This is a genomic window from Nocardia amikacinitolerans, assembly GCF_900215415.1.
Lineage (GTDB): Bacteria > Actinomycetota > Actinomycetes > Mycobacteriales > Mycobacteriaceae > Nocardia > Nocardia amikacinitolerans.
The window spans coordinates 240,587-254,144 of record NZ_OBEG01000004.1 but is presented as its reverse complement, the minus strand read 5'-3'; the positions used below and the strand labels follow the sequence as shown (position 1 = coordinate 254,144).

Genomic DNA, 13,558 nt, shown 5'->3' with positions numbered 1-13,558 from the left:
TGGACGGGCTCGCGGCCGTGCGATGGATTCGCACGGCCGTGCTCAGGAGGCCGGACGTGCGGTGGGTTGGCTCCTCGACCGGAGTCCGGAGGTGGAACTGCGCCTCGGGGCGGGACGGCGCCGCCCGGTTGGGGTGGTCGCGGCACGCCGGGTCGGCCCTGCGGCGGCGGCACCCGGCGCGTCCGCGCATCGCGGGGGTCGTCGCCGTTCATCACACTGACTCTACTGATCGGGGGCGGCATGGGGTTTCTCCCATAATCACCCGGCCGGGTGATTCCGTTACGGCAGCCAGGAAACGTGTCCGCGCAGCGCCGTGTAGCCGATGTAGGCGACCGCGTCGATGGTCGCGTGCGCCAAGATCAGCGGCCACAGCCGGTTGGTGCGCTGCCAGTAGCGGCCGAAGATCAAACCCATCACGAGGTTTCCCAGACCGCCGCCGAGCCCCTGGTAGAGGTGATAGCTGCCGCGTAACAGCGCCGAGGCCACCAGCGCGGAATTCTCCGTCCAGCCCAGCCTGCGCAGCCGCGTGATCAGGTACGCGACCACGAGGATCTCCTCGGCGAACGAATTCGCGCAGGCGGACAGGATCAGCACGGGCAGCCGCCACCAGTGCTCGTCCAGCGAACTCGGCACGATCGTCACGCTGAACCCCATCGCGTGCGCGGCCAGATACAGACCGAGGCCGGGCAACCCGATGATCGCGGCCAATACCAGCCCGGGCAGCCCGTCCGACTTCGGACGGAACCGCGCGAGCCCGATCACTCGCGGCCCGATCCCGCTGCGCCACAACAGGTACAGACCAAGCGCCGCCCACCCGGCCAGCCGCAACACCCCGAGCAACTGGAACAGCAGATCGATCAGCGAGTGGTCGGAGCGCGAGGCGTTCAGCGCGACCGTCCGCCCACCGACGCCGCCCGGCCCGAGCGCGCTGTCCACCAGCGAGAGCGCCGCGCTGACCCCACTCAACCCGAAGGTCACGGTCAGCACGATCGCGATCTCGATCCGAATCCCGAGACGCTCCCGGTCGGTCAACTCGGATTCGCCGGGGGCATCCGACTCAGCACGCATGCGTCGAATCTAGCGACGGGTCCGCGTTCGAGGGCCGCGACAGCGATGTGCGGAGGGCGGTCACATGCGGCGGATGCCGTTGAGGAAGGGGCAACCCGCCAGGGTGCGGACGGCGCGGCTGAGGGATTCGACGTCGTTGGCCGGGGCGCTGAACGGGAGGCGGAAGTCGTGGTCGCCGTCGTGACCTTCGACGCGCAGGGTGACGCCGTAGCGGTCGATGGCGAGCGGGTGCACGGTGCCGGTCTGCAGGCGCGGCGGTAGATGCCGGGCGAGCTGGGCGATGACGTCGGCGTGGTCGGCGTCCATGTGCTGCAACCAGGCGGATTCCATCGTGCAGAACGGGTCCGGCTCAGCGAGCCGCAACTCCTCGACGCAGACCGCTTCGGCGCCGGTGGAGTCGGCCATGACGGCGCTGCTGATCACCAGGCGCAGCAGCGTGGCGGTGTGTCCGACGTCGAGCAGCGCGGGGTCCGGGTTGTCCTTGGCGACCTCGCCCGCCAGCACGCGCTGGGCCTGCGCGGGCACCGCGCGCACGGTCCCGCGCAACCACACCAGGGCGCGGACCGGCTCGCGCAGCGGCAGCGGCGCGTGATCGGTGAGTTCGAGCACCGCCGCCGCGCCACCTGGCCCGGAGTTACCGGTCAGCACCGCCGCGAGCGAGCCGTTCGGCACCGCGATCACCACATCCCCGCACTGGCGCAGGTGGTGCACCGACGTCGGGGTCGGGTCGATACCCGGCAGCGCGAGAACCGCCTGCTCCGCGTTGGCGCACGCGCTGCGCACCCGCTCGGCGGTGGTAGGCGCGACGGTCGGATTCGGCATGCGGACCTCCGTGGTGATGGCGGCGGCGTTGATTAGGTAAACCTAAGCTAAGTGAGCCGACCTCGATCTGCAAGCGTTACCTTCCGGCTGATTCCAGGATCTGGGCCCGCTACGGTGATCTCGTGGTAGATGCGACACCGACGGCAGGCAACGGCGCGAACGAACCGGTGCTGGTCGCGCTGTCCACCCCGGCCCGCCGCAGCCTGGTCGACGGGCTCGTCCGCCCCGTCGGCTCCGTACCCGAGGCCCCGACTCTGGACGCCGACGCTCCCGACTCCGACATCGCCGACTTCCTCGCCGCCATCGCGCATTCCGACACCGGATTCGTCGCGCGCACGGATGACGGTGAGCGCGCGGTCGCCATCGTCGCCGCGACCGCTGCGGCATTGTGCGGGGACGACATTCGGGATGCGCTCGTTCGGCCGGACATCGCGTTCTTGACCGGTTTGAAACCGCCCGCGGTCGAGGCCGTTCGGGGCGTTCTGCTCGCCGTGGAGACCGCCGAGCCGGAGCCGGTTCGTCGCGCGCTGGGAGTGCTCGCTCCGTGAGCGGTCGTCGGTTTCGGTGCTTCGCCGCAGACCCGCCCCCCACGATCCGGTTTGCTGTGTCGTCACCGCTTGTAATGTCGTAGGGGTGCCGCGCATCGCGTATTTCGGACCGTCCGGAACCTTCACCGAGATGGCCCTCGCCAAGCTCGAGTCCTCGGCGGTCTTCGACGGACCTGTCGAGCGGGTCGCCGCGCCCAGTCAGGGCGCGGCGCTGGAGCTGATCCGGTCCGGCGATGTCGACGGCGCGGTCGTTCCGATCGAGAGCTCCGTGGAGGGGTCGATCTCGGCCACGCTGGATTCGCTGGCGATCGGGCCGCGATTGCAGATCGTCGCGGAAACGGAGCTGGAGGTCAGCTTCACCATTCTGGCGCGGCCGGGCACCGAGCTGGCCGACGTGCGCACGCTCGCCGCGTACCCGGTGGCCGCCGCACAGGTGCGGATGTGGACCGCGCGGCGCTTGCCCGACGCGGAGATCTACACGTCGGCCTCGAATGCCGCCGCCGCCGAGGACGTCGCGGCCGGCCGCGCCGACGCCGCGGTCTCCACCGCGCTGGCGGGGGAGCGGCTCGGGCTGACCGCACTGGCTTCCGGGGTGGCCGATCACGAGCAGGCGATCACCCGCTTCGTGCTGGTCACCAGGCCGCGCGTGGCGCCGGCCCCGACCGGTGTCGACCGCACCTCGATCGTCTTGGAGCTGGCGAACGAGCCCGGCTCGCTGATGCGCGCGTTCGCCGAGTTCGCGACGCGCGGCATCGACCTGACCAGGATCGAATCCCGGCCCACCCGAACGGGAATGGGCACCTACCGGTTCTATCTCGACTGCGTCGGGCATATCGATGACACCGCGGTGGCCGAGGCGCTCAAGGCGCTGCACCGCACGGCTCGGATCCGCTTCCTCGGTTCCTGGCCCGCGACTTCGGCGACCGGGACGCCGCCGCCGTCCGACGAGGCGGCCGCGGAGTGGCTGACTCAGTTACGAAAGGGGGTGGCGGACTTATGAACGAGATCGCGGGCAAGCTGATCCTGGTCCGGCACGGCGAGACCGAAGGCAACGTCGCAAAGATTCTCGACACCAGGGTGCCCGGGCTGCCATTGACCGAACGCGGTGCGGCCCAAGCGAAGACGTTCGGTTCGAACCTGCTCGCGCCGCCGCGCGCGCTGCTCTCCTCGGCCGCCTTGCGCGCCAGGCAGACCGCGAGCTACATCGAAGCGGCGACGGGCGTGGCGGCCGACGTCCTCGACGACGTGCACGAGGTCCAGGTCGGCGAACTGGAAGGCCTGAACGACCCCGACGCGCACCGGACCTTCCAGCGCATCTACCGCGCCTGGCACGAGGGCGACCTGACCGAGCGGGTGCCCGGCGGTGAATCCGGCGAGGACGTCCTCGCGCGATTCCTCCCGGTCATCGAGACGCTGCGCACGTCCTTCCTGCTGCCCGAGGCGGGCGGCGGCGACGTGCTGCTGGTCAACCACGGCGCGGCGATGCGACTGGTCGCGCGCACCCTCAGCGGCGTTGCGCCGCCGTTCACCACGAACAACCACCTCGACAACACCGAAACCATCGAGCTGGTCCCGCGCCCCGACGGCGGCTGGGACTGCATCCGCTGGGGCCGCTTCGTCCCGCCCTTCGGCTACGAGGTCTCACCCACCGCCGACGACCCGATGGGCTGAGCGGTACCCCGCCTTCGCCGCAGTCTTTGCGCCGGGCGGTAAACCGCCGCGGCACCCCCCCGACTTTGCGGTCCGGCGCAGCACCCCGCCCTCGAATCGTCGCCGTTGCCATCCTCGTACCGCCGATCCTCGAGGATCGGCTCCGCACTACTTCGCCGCGGTCTGCGGGAAGTCCTCCCGCTCCGGCAGCGAATTCATCAGGTCCAGCAACGCCGTCCGCAGCCGCGCCGTCGTCCCGGAACTGATCGACGACCACTTCGTCCCGTCGTCGGCGACGCTGGCCGTGATCAGGAACCGCCCGCCGCGCGTGTTGAAGATCGCGATGTGGTTGTCCGAGATGTCCCGGGTCCCGTCGCCGTACGCGACGCCGGAAATCTGCGCGTGCGAATGGATTTCGACAAGCGCCGAAGCCAGCGCCTGCGCGTCGCGGTTCGGGTTGCACACCTTCGCCAACCGGTTGGCCGTCGCCGCGGCGTCGCCGGTCTCGTTGAAGATCGGTGCGAGCAACTCGGTCTCGGCGTTCATGCTTTCCAGCTCGAGCGGCTCGGCCGGACCGAGCGCCGCGACGATCGGTCCCGGCAGATCCTCTTCCACCTCGTCGATGACGTAGGACTCCGGCCCGCGGAGGGCGACGACCACCAGGTCGTCACCCTTCGCGAGACACAACCGGCTGACCTGCCCCTCGACGTTCCACCGCAGCGCGAGCACCCAGTGCGGCCGGTACAGCGTCCGCAGCCGGTCCTCGAGTTCCCGGTGGACGATGCCGTCGATCAGGAAGTCCCGCTCGACGAGCGACTGGGCGGCCACGTCCATCGCGGCGTCGTGGTCGGTCTGGTTGTCGTAGCGACCCATCGCTTGCAGCACGACGGGAAGCTCGTCGATCTCCAGTTTCTCCAGGAGGAACTGCATTTCGTCGAGCGACAACGTGACGCCCCCGAGCATCGACGGGCCGCGGCCCGCACCCAGAATCGTCACTTAGCCGTCCCGGCAGGGTCGGCGCCGATGACACCGTCGGCGGAGAAACGACCGTCGGTGAAGTGATCGCCACGCAGGTAGTCCGCGCCCTTGTGCTCCGACTCGTCGTCCTCGGCGCCGCGCGCGTTGCCGAGCAGCGGGCTGCCAGCCGGGTTGGTGGCGGCCGGACGGACCGGCGCGGCATCGACCCTGGCGACGACCTCGGCCATCGGAGCGGCGGCGGGCGCGTTGGTCGGCAGACCAGAACCCCAGCCGTCCGGCAGCTTCAGCGAGCCGTTGTTCAGGTTGACGCTCGGTCCGAAGGTCGCCGAGCGGGTCGAGGTGGTGGTCGCCGCGGCGCCCGCCATGCCGCCCGCCATCAACGTCATCGGCGCGGCGGGCGCGACGCTCGGCGCGCCAGCGCTGGTGACCGCCGCGATCGCGTTGGCGCCGATGTTGCCGACGGTGCTCACGCCACCGGTGGCGACGGTGCCCGCCACGTTGGCCACCTGGGTCGCCGCGCTGGCGACGGCCGGGTTGTTCACCACCGAGACGGCGGTCGCGATGGCCGACTGCACCGGGTCACCCTGGAAGGTGGCCTCGGCCGAGCCGGGGTCCGCGGTGCCCGCGCCGTTGGCGATCGGCGGCGGGTTGTAGAACTCGCCGGGGGTGGTGACGGTCGCGGTGGTCGCTGCCTCGTAGGTCTCCATGACCAGCGCGGCGCGAATGTCCATCGCGTGCTTGGCGAGTTCGGCCGCCTCCCACGCGCCCGACACCGCGCCCGCGGGGTTCGCGGAGACGAAGACGGCGGTGTTGGTGGCGATGATCTCGGGCGGGCTCGGCATGGTCAGCGCGGCAACGGTGTAGGCGGTGGCGTTCGCCGCGGCCTTCGCTCCCATCGAGGCGGCCATGACGCCCTGCTGCTCCGCCCAGCCGGTGAATCCGACAAGCCGGGACAGCGCCGCGATGCCGTTGACGCCCTGCATGCCGACGCCCAGCTCGGCCATCACGCGGGTGACGGTCGCGGTCGCGTCGACCCAGGCCGCGGTGAGACCGCCCCACGCGGTGGCGGCGGCCGAGATCGGTACGGCGTGCGCGCCCGAATGCAGCAGCGCGGAATTCACTTCGGCCATGCGGGGCAGCCAGAACACCCCGGTGATACCTGCGGTCATGTTTGTTTCTCCCCTTGTGTTTCGATGTCCGCGATCAGGCGCCGATGGTGCCCGCGACGCCGCGCATCACGCCCGCCTTGACGACGTCCTCGGCGACGTGGGTGGCGAGCTGCATACGCAGAACGGCTGCGGCATGGTGCAACTCGAGAATGCCCTGGGCGACGGAGCCGTCGTGCGTCGCGGCGGCCTTGTTGAAGTGGTGGGCGGCGAGCAGCGACACCTCGTCGGCGCCGGACGGGAGGACGTGCGTCGCCGGGGCGGTGACCGCCGCGGCGGCGGCCAGTCGTTCGGCCAGCAAGTCCAGCTCGGCAGCGGCGGCGAGGATGACCTCGGGCGAGATCGAAACGTGGCCAACCATTACTCGACTCCTTCTAGTGGCGGCTATGGGGCGGAACCACGAGAATTCCCCCTACGAGTGATAGGACGCGACAGCCACGCGATCGGTTCCATCGAATCCCCTACTTCTTTGCGATCTTGCCAGCCGCCCGCGCTCCCCTGCGCACCGTGTCCGTCCGGATGAACGCGGCTCGCACCGACGACTTGGTCAAGACTAGCCCCATCCCAGCTGATGCAACCGGTCTTCGTCAATGCCGAAATAGTGTGCGATCTCGTGGATCACAGTGATCGCGACCTCCTCGACGACCTCTTCGTCGTCGGCGCAGATCTCCAGAATCGCGTCGCGATAGATGGTGACCGTGTCGGGCAGCGAGCCGCCGTACTGACTGTCCCGCTCGGTCAACGCGATTCCGTGATAGAGCCCGAGCAAATGCGGGTCTTCCATATTGCGCGGTTCGATCAGCACGACCACATTGTCGATGGCACGCGCGAGCTCGTCCGGGATCAAATCCAGTGCGTCGGAGACCAGTTCCTCGAACCGGTCCTCGGACATGAAGACCGCCATGAATTCGCGCGCCCTACCTCGGCCGTGGTTGCGGCGGCAGCGGGGCGGCGCCGGGCAGCGGAGCGGGCGTGGAGCGACCCGAATTCGGCGGCGGCACAGGGGCTTGGCCGTTGATCAGGATCTCGCCCTTTGCCGAACCGGTGATGGGCGCGAAACCCTCGCGGTCGGTGCCCTTGCCGATCATGCAGTCCAGTTTGCGGCTGCCCGCGAGCCAGCTGCGCGCGTCGACGTAGTCGAAGAACAGCGTCAGCGTCTTGTCGCGGATCGCCTCGGGGGAGCCGAGGTACTCGGTGGCCGCGTTGGCGCACTGCTCCTCGACGTACTTGTCCTGCTCTTCCTTGGCGGGCGGACCGCCGGTGAAATGCGCGCCCAGATCGACGGTCGCGACGATCTCCACCGCGTGCGCCTGCGCGCAGTCCACCGGGTCGGTCGGCAGATTCTGGTTGATGCCGAGGCAGGTGCCCGCCTGGAAGACCCGAGACTGGTCGTGTTCCACCGCGCTGCCCTGGGACGGCAGCGGCGTCCCGGTGCTGCCGGAGAACTGGAGACCGCAGCGCAGGGTGCGGTCGCCGTTCTTCCAGCCCTCCGGGCTCGGGTACATCAGCCCGACGACGTAGCGCCCGCGCGGGTCGAACTTCCCGTTCATGTACTGCTGCACCGCGGGCACGCAGTGCTCTTCCTTGAGCTCGGTGAGCCGCAGCGAGTCGGGAAAGCGCGAGCCTGGGCCGAATTCCACGCCCGGGTACCTGCTCATGTCGATGTCGGCGGCGACCTCGAACAGATGCCTGCTGCCGCAGGACACCTTCACCAGGTCGCTGCGGTCGGGTTTGGTCCAGCTCAGGCAGTCGCCCTTGGCCGCGGTGCCGAACTCCTTGTCCAGCACGGTGTGCGCGGGCGCGCCAGGGTTGTGCGCTTCCAGGCCCGCCTCGTTCTCGAAGCCGGTCACGAACAGCGTGACCAGGGCCGCGGTGACGGCGCCCGCCGCGACGGCGAGCAGACCCCAGCGCAGCGTCGGCGCGGACAGGTGCAGCCCGCCGCCGTCGGCCAGCGCTTGGCGCGCGGACGCCAAGGATCGAGGGAACGAACCCGAGCGCGCCGATGCACCAGCCGGCGACTTCTCGGGCTGCGGAGTCTGGGACACATCATCGGAGGACATCGCGGTCCATCATGGCAGCGTCTGCCCTCCGGTGCCACGACCTGGCCGAATCCGCGCGTCTAGCCGCGGAACGCGGAGAGGAACAATCCGGGCAGCCGCGCCGGATTCCGGTCCGTGTAGAACTCGGTTAGCTTGCGCCCGGTCGTGGCGGCGGTGCTGTTGTCGACGAACCACGGCGGCTTGGGCGAGAGCGCGAGTTCGCCGCCGAGCAGCGAGCGCGGCGCGGGCCGGAACGGTCCGCGCACCACGGTGCGTTCGACGTCGTCGAGCAGGAAGGCGTTGTGCACCACGCCGATTCCGCTCTGCACGTCGTCGATGGTGTGCCCGGGGAAGGCGCCCCAGCTCGCGCGCGGTGACAGGAAGGCGAGGCCGGTCCAGGCGTTCACCGCGACGGTCCCGTAGCGAAGACGTTCCACCGCGCGCTCGAAGGCGATGCCGAGCCTGCCGATCGTCGCGGGATCGGCGAGTACGTTGGCGCCGAGCGTTCCGGTCAGCTCGTTGTTGGCGAAATCGACCGCACCCTGGAGGAATTCGCCGCCGCGCCCGGGCAGCTCGACAACGCCGAGCACCGGCGAGAAGTACTCGGTGCGCAGCAGGGGCGTTTCGGCCGACGGCAGACCGTCGATCAGCACCCGGCCCTGGCCGAGTCGCTCCGCCGTCGGATACGAGGCGAGCGCGTCGGCGACGCGGCTGTCGCTGCCCGGGTAGTAGGCCGTCCGTTGCGGCGCCAGCTCGAGCGCCGTGCGCAGTTCGTCGAGAAAGCGATCCTTCTGCGGCCAGTCCGCGCCGAGCACGACCGCCTGCGCCGCGACGCAGTTGTAGCCGCCGTTGTGCAGCCGCTGGGTCGCGATGTGCTGGGCCTGGTAGCTCAGGTCGGCGTCGGACCATTCGCCGGGGACGACGATGGTCGGGGAGACGCCGCCGAGCTCGCTGGTGATCGGCTTGTCCAGGAGCGGCGTGCCCGCGCGGCGGTTCGCCTCGGCCTCGGCCCCGCGTCCCCAGACGATCGCGTCGTGGGTGTTGGCGCTTCCCGTCATGTGCACGTGCGCGACATCGGGGTGGCGCACCAGATAGCCGCCCGCCTCCGCGCCGCCGACCAGGATGCGCAGCACGCCGAGCTCGATGAACGGCGCGAAGATCATCTCGAACACCGTGAACAGCGGATCGGTGATCGGGTTGAGCTTGAGCGCGACCACGCGGTTGTGCGCGTACAGCTCGTAGAGCGTGTCCAGCGGCGGGATCGAGGTGATGTTGCCCGCGCCGAGCACCGCTCCGATGCCGCCCGTGGCGGCGGGATCGAGCTGACCGAGTCCGGCCTTGCGGCGCGCCGTCGCGGCATCCACCCCGGGTCGCAGCCAGACCTCGCCGCGGAAGCCGCTGAGCAGCAGCCGGTCGTAGACGTCGAGGGGCATGATCGGCACCGCGACCCGGTCGCCGGGCGCGGTGGTCAGCCGGACGCCCTCCAGCGGACTGCGCCCGGTCTCCAGTTTCGCCAGGCTGGCAGACAGGGCGGCGGTGGCCTGCAAGAGCGTCAGCGGGCCGGACATCCACTCCTCGCCGACCAGCGGCGAGTCCGCGTCCAGGTCCTTGACGGTGCGCGCTGCCCGCACCCAGTCGCCCGCGAAGCGGCCGGTGCGTTTGTGGAGCTCGTCGAGCAGTTCCCTGCGCTTGCGCAGCGGGGTGGCCGCCCAGGTCTTCTCGCCCGCGGCCAGGTCGGCCATGGCGTTGTCGATGGTCGTCTCGTCGAAAGTCGTGCCCACAAGCCAACTATGCGCGCGCCGCGGCCCGAGCGGCCCGGAACTGGACATATCGGCGCAAACAGGTCGGGGGAGCACCCTGATCGGAGTCCATCGGCGGTCAGAGCGGAAGTCCGAGCCACGCCGATCGGACCCGCTGGACCCGCAGACCGATATCGGGGTGAAGTGCCGAGGGCCCGCCGACTAGGCTGATAGCCCATGATCGACCTCCGACTCCTGCGGGAAGACCCCGACGTGGTGCGCGCCTCGCAGCGCGCCCGCGGCGAAGACCCCGCCCTCGTCGACGCCCTCCTGGAGGCGGACGCCGCGCGCCGCGCCGCGGTCGCCACCGCCGACAACTTGCGCGCCGAGCACAAGGCGATGGGCAAGCTGGTCGGCAAGGCGTCCAAGGAGGAGCGCCCCACGCTGCTTGCGCAGGCGCAGGAGATGTCGGTGAAGGTCAAGGAGGCCGAGGCGGCCCAGCACGCCGCCGACGCCGACCTGGACGCCGCGCACCGCGCGATCTCGAACGTCGTGCAGGACGGCGCGCCAGCGGGCGGCGAGGACGACTACATCGTCCTCGAAACCATCGGCACGCCGCGCGAATTCGATTTCGAGCCGAAGGACCACCTGGAGCTCGGCGAGTCGCTCGGCCTGATCGACATGGAGCGCGGCGCCAAGGTGTCGGGCGCCCGGTTCTACTTCCTGACCGGTTACGGCGCGCTGTTGCAGCTCGGTCTGCTCCAGCTGGCCGCGCAGAAGGCCGTCGCCAACGGCTTCAGCATGATGATCCCGCCGGTGCTGGTTCGCCCGGAGATCATGGCGGGCACCGGCTTCCTCGGCAAGCACTCGGCGGAGGTCTACCACCTGGCCGACGACGACCTGTACCTGGTCGGCACCTCGGAGGTGCCGCTGGCCGGCTACCACTCGGGCGAGATCCTCGATCTCAGCGGCGGCCCCAAGCGGTACGCGGGCTGGTCGTCGTGCTTCCGCCGCGAGGCGGGCAGCTACGGCAAGGACACCCGCGGCATCATCCGGGTGCACCAGTTCGACAAGGTCGAGATGTTCGTCTACACCACGCCCGACCAGGCCGACGCCGAGCACCGGCGCCTGCTGGACTGGGAGCGCGAGATGCTCGCGGCCATCGAGGTGCCTTACCGCATCATCGATGTCGCGGCGGGCGACCTCGGCAGCTCGGCCGCGCGCAAGTTCGACTGCGAGGGCTGGGTGCCGAGCCAGCGGACCTACCGCGAGCTCACCTCGACCTCGAACTGCACCACCTTCCAGGCCCGTCGCCTCGCTGTGCGCTACCGCGACGAGAACGGAAAACCGCAGATCGCAGCCACTTTGAACGGAACGCTCGCGACAACGCGCTGGATCGTCGCGATGCTGGAGAACCACCAGCAGGCCGACGGTTCGGTGCGGGTGCCCGAGGCGTTGGTACCGTTCGTCGGCACCGAGGTGCTGCGCCCGGGGAGCTGACCACGGGCAATAGCCACTGGTTCGCCATGCCGGATTCCGGGGATGTGGCAACCAGTGAGATGCGTTGTGTCTAGGCTGTTCCCCGTGCGAGGAATCGGGGCGCGCGGCGATACCCGAACCCGGGTGCGGGCGGCATCGGCGCTGGCGACGGCAATGGTCATGGCTCGAACCACCGGGGCGTTCTACGTCATGGGTGGTGTGCTTGGCCTGGTGATCACGGCCATCGCACCGGGCGATGAGGGTAATCGGCCACTGGTCGGTACGGCGGCGGCGATCGCGCTGGTGCTGGGTCTGACGCTGCTCGCGTGGGGTCCGCGCCTTCCGCATTCCATCCACCACGGCTACGTGGCGATCGCGACCGTGCTGGTGACGATCGCGGTGCACTCGTTCCCGAACACGGTCGGCGGGATCAGCCTCGCCTCGTTCTACGTCTTCGTCGCCTGCGACGCGGCCCTGTTCTTCCGGTGGTCGCAGGCGGCCGCGCACATCGCCTTCGCCATGGCCTTGTGCCTGTGGGTGCTGCCCGCGCGCGACCTGCCGTGGTGGTCCGGTCTGATCCCGGCTGGGGTGACGTTCGGTGTCGGCGTGGTCGTGGGCATCCTGACCAGGATGGCTTCGGAAGCCGATATCGACGTGCTCACCGGTCTGTTGAACCGCCGCGGTTTCGACCGCGCGCTGAACACCGCGATCGAGCAGGCCACCCGCAACGGGCAAAGTCTGTCGCTGGTGCTCGTCGACCTCGACCGTTTCCAGAAGATCAACGATCACCTCGGCCACCGCGCGGGCGACGCGGTCTTGCAGCGCGTGGCCGACACCTGGTCCAAGCTGCTGTCCGAGGAACAGCGGCTGGCCCGCTACGGCGGCGACGCCTTCGCGCTGCTGCTGCCGAACACCACCGAACAGGCCGCGATCCTGCTCACCGAGCAGCTGCGTGCGGCCGTCACCACCGGCTGCTCGGCGGGTGTCACGTCGTGGCAGCCGGGCGAGTCCGGCTCGCTGCTGGTGAGCCGTGCCGACGTCGGTCTGTACCGGGCGAAGCAGGCGGGTCGCAACCGGACCGTGCTGGAGTCCTCCAGGCAGCTGCCGCTCGCCGTCGAACTGCGCGAGGCCATCGACCGCGGCGCGCTGGACGTGCACTACCAGCCGATCGTCAGCCTGACCGAGGGCGGCGGCAAGGCGGTCGGCGTCGAGGCGCTGCTTCGCTGGTCGTCCAGCGCGCAGCCGGACGTGACCACCGAGGGGCTGATCCGGGTCGCGGAGGAATACGACCTCATCTCCGATCTGGACGAACTCGTGCTGCGCCGCGCCTGCGCCGACGCGGCCCGGTTGCAGGAGACCTTCGCGCAGCTGGATCTGACGCTCAACGTCAACGTCAGCGGGCTGGAACTGGCCGAAACCGGTTACGCCGACCGGGTTTCCGACATCCTCGCCAGCACCGGATGGCCCGCCGACCAACTGGTGCTCGAGGTGACCGAGAGCGAACTGGCCGCCGAATCCCAGACCGCCATCGCGAATCTGCACACCCTGCGGGACCGGGGCGTGCGCATCGCCATCGACGACTTCGGCACCGGCTACTCCTCGCTCAGCCGCCTCGCCACCCTGCCGAGCGACATCATCAAGGTGGACCAGTCCTTCGTAGCGGCCATCCGCTCGGATTCCCCGGCCCCGCCGCTGCTCGGCGTGATCGCCGCGCTCAGCAGCGCGCTCGACCTCCAGGTCATCGCCGAGGGCGTGGAGACCGAATACCAGGCCGCGGTGCTGACCGAGCTCGGTTTCGCGCTCGCCCAGGGGTACCACTACAGCGATTCGCATCCGGTCGCGGAGCTGATCAACGACCTGAACGAGGGGCAGGGCCGGGTCGGTTCCGGTTTCGCCGGTCGGGAGATCGGCGACGATCCGATGCCCGCGGCGAACGGCTGGCTTCCGCTCGGCTGAGTCGGCGAAAATCGCTTGACGCGGACGCGGCCCGGCGTCGAAGCTGAAGGACATGCGCTTGATCATCAACGGTTATTGAGCTTCTCGCGCACCCTCGACGCGACGGGGTCGTG

Annotated in this window: 13 protein-coding genes; 5 read left to right on the top strand and 8 right to left on the bottom strand. The window is 69.9% G+C overall.

Annotation, left to right across the window (positions count from 1 at the left end):
- Window positions 1-279: 279 nt before the first annotated feature.
- Both CRP45_RS19540 and CRP45_RS19535 read right to left on the bottom strand, forming a co-directional pair.
- On the bottom strand, window positions 280-1,068 hold the full coding sequence (locus tag CRP45_RS19540; protein ID WP_097246293.1) for a CPBP family intramembrane glutamic endopeptidase: 789 nt from the start codon (window positions 1,066-1,068) through the stop codon (window positions 280-282).
- 60 nt (window positions 1,069-1,128) lie between these two features.
- Window positions 1,129-1,890 (bottom strand): DUF2470 domain-containing protein, encoded by a 762-nt coding sequence (locus CRP45_RS19535; protein WP_097246292.1) that lies wholly within the window; start codon window positions 1,888-1,890, stop codon window positions 1,129-1,131.
- Between the two features lie 122 nt (window positions 1,891-2,012).
- On the opposite strand from CRP45_RS19535, the gene CRP45_RS19530 reads away from it, so the two are divergent.
- The 3 genes from CRP45_RS19530 (at window position 2,013) to CRP45_RS19520 (ending at window position 4,109) form a co-directional block, all read left to right on the top strand.
- Window positions 2,013-2,438, top strand: a complete 426-nt coding sequence (locus CRP45_RS19530; RefSeq protein ID WP_097246291.1) for a hypothetical protein — start codon at window positions 2,013-2,015, stop codon at window positions 2,436-2,438.
- Between the two features lie 85 nt (window positions 2,439-2,523).
- On the top strand, window positions 2,524-3,438 hold the full coding sequence (gene pheA, locus CRP45_RS19525) for a prephenate dehydratase (protein ID WP_097246290.1): 915 nt from the start codon (window positions 2,524-2,526) through the stop codon (window positions 3,436-3,438).
- A 5-nt stretch (window positions 3,439-3,443) separates the two neighbouring features.
- Complete coding sequence (locus CRP45_RS19520) at window positions 3,444-4,109, top strand: histidine phosphatase family protein (protein ID WP_097246654.1); 666 nt, start codon at window positions 3,444-3,446, stop codon at window positions 4,107-4,109.
- A gap of 147 nt (window positions 4,110-4,256) precedes the next feature.
- Here CRP45_RS19520 and CRP45_RS19515 read toward each other — a convergent pair whose 3' ends face one another.
- The 6 genes from CRP45_RS19515 to CRP45_RS19490 all read right to left on the bottom strand — a co-directional run bounded on the left by CRP45_RS19515 (window position 4,257) and on the right by CRP45_RS19490 (window position 10,100).
- Window positions 4,257-5,084: an ESX secretion-associated protein EspG gene (locus CRP45_RS19515; RefSeq protein ID WP_169810865.1), complete on the bottom strand. Its 828-nt coding sequence runs from the start codon at window positions 5,082-5,084 to the stop codon at window positions 4,257-4,259.
- Window positions 5,081-6,235: a PPE domain-containing protein gene (locus CRP45_RS19510; RefSeq protein ID WP_067786507.1), complete on the bottom strand. Its 1,155-nt coding sequence runs from the start codon at window positions 6,233-6,235 to the stop codon at window positions 5,081-5,083. Before CRP45_RS19510 ends, CRP45_RS19515 begins: the two co-directional genes overlap by 4 nt.
- 34 nt (window positions 6,236-6,269) lie before the next feature.
- Entirely contained in the window at window positions 6,270-6,593 is a 324-nt protein-coding gene (locus CRP45_RS19505) for a PE domain-containing protein (RefSeq protein ID WP_067786509.1), read from the bottom strand.
- Window positions 6,594-6,785: 192 nt separating this feature from the next.
- A complete protein-coding gene (locus CRP45_RS19500) occupies window positions 6,786-7,136 on the bottom strand; it encodes a metallopeptidase family protein (protein ID WP_067786511.1) in 351 nt (116 codons plus the stop codon).
- Window positions 7,137-7,149: 13 nt separating this feature from the next.
- Window positions 7,150-8,292, bottom strand: coding sequence for a septum formation family protein (locus CRP45_RS19495; RefSeq protein ID WP_084483020.1), 1,143 nt, complete (start codon window positions 8,290-8,292; stop codon window positions 7,150-7,152).
- A 59-nt stretch (window positions 8,293-8,351) separates the two neighbouring features.
- Window positions 8,352-10,100: an aldehyde dehydrogenase family protein gene (locus CRP45_RS19490; RefSeq protein ID WP_179830931.1), complete on the bottom strand. Its 1,749-nt coding sequence runs from the start codon at window positions 10,098-10,100 to the stop codon at window positions 8,352-8,354.
- A gap of 147 nt (window positions 10,101-10,247) precedes the next feature.
- Between CRP45_RS19490 and serS the strand changes: the two genes are divergently transcribed.
- Window positions 10,248-11,510 carry a serine--tRNA ligase gene (gene serS, locus CRP45_RS19485; protein ID WP_067786517.1) on the top strand — a complete coding sequence of 421 codons (1,263 nt, stop codon included), beginning with the start codon at window positions 10,248-10,250 and terminating at the stop codon, window positions 11,508-11,510.
- 84 nt (window positions 11,511-11,594) lie between these two features.
- Window positions 11,595-13,445 carry a putative bifunctional diguanylate cyclase/phosphodiesterase gene (locus tag CRP45_RS19480; RefSeq protein WP_245910249.1) on the top strand — a complete coding sequence of 617 codons (1,851 nt, stop codon included), beginning with the start codon at window positions 11,595-11,597 and terminating at the stop codon, window positions 13,443-13,445.
- Window positions 13,446-13,558: the final 113 nt, after the last annotated feature.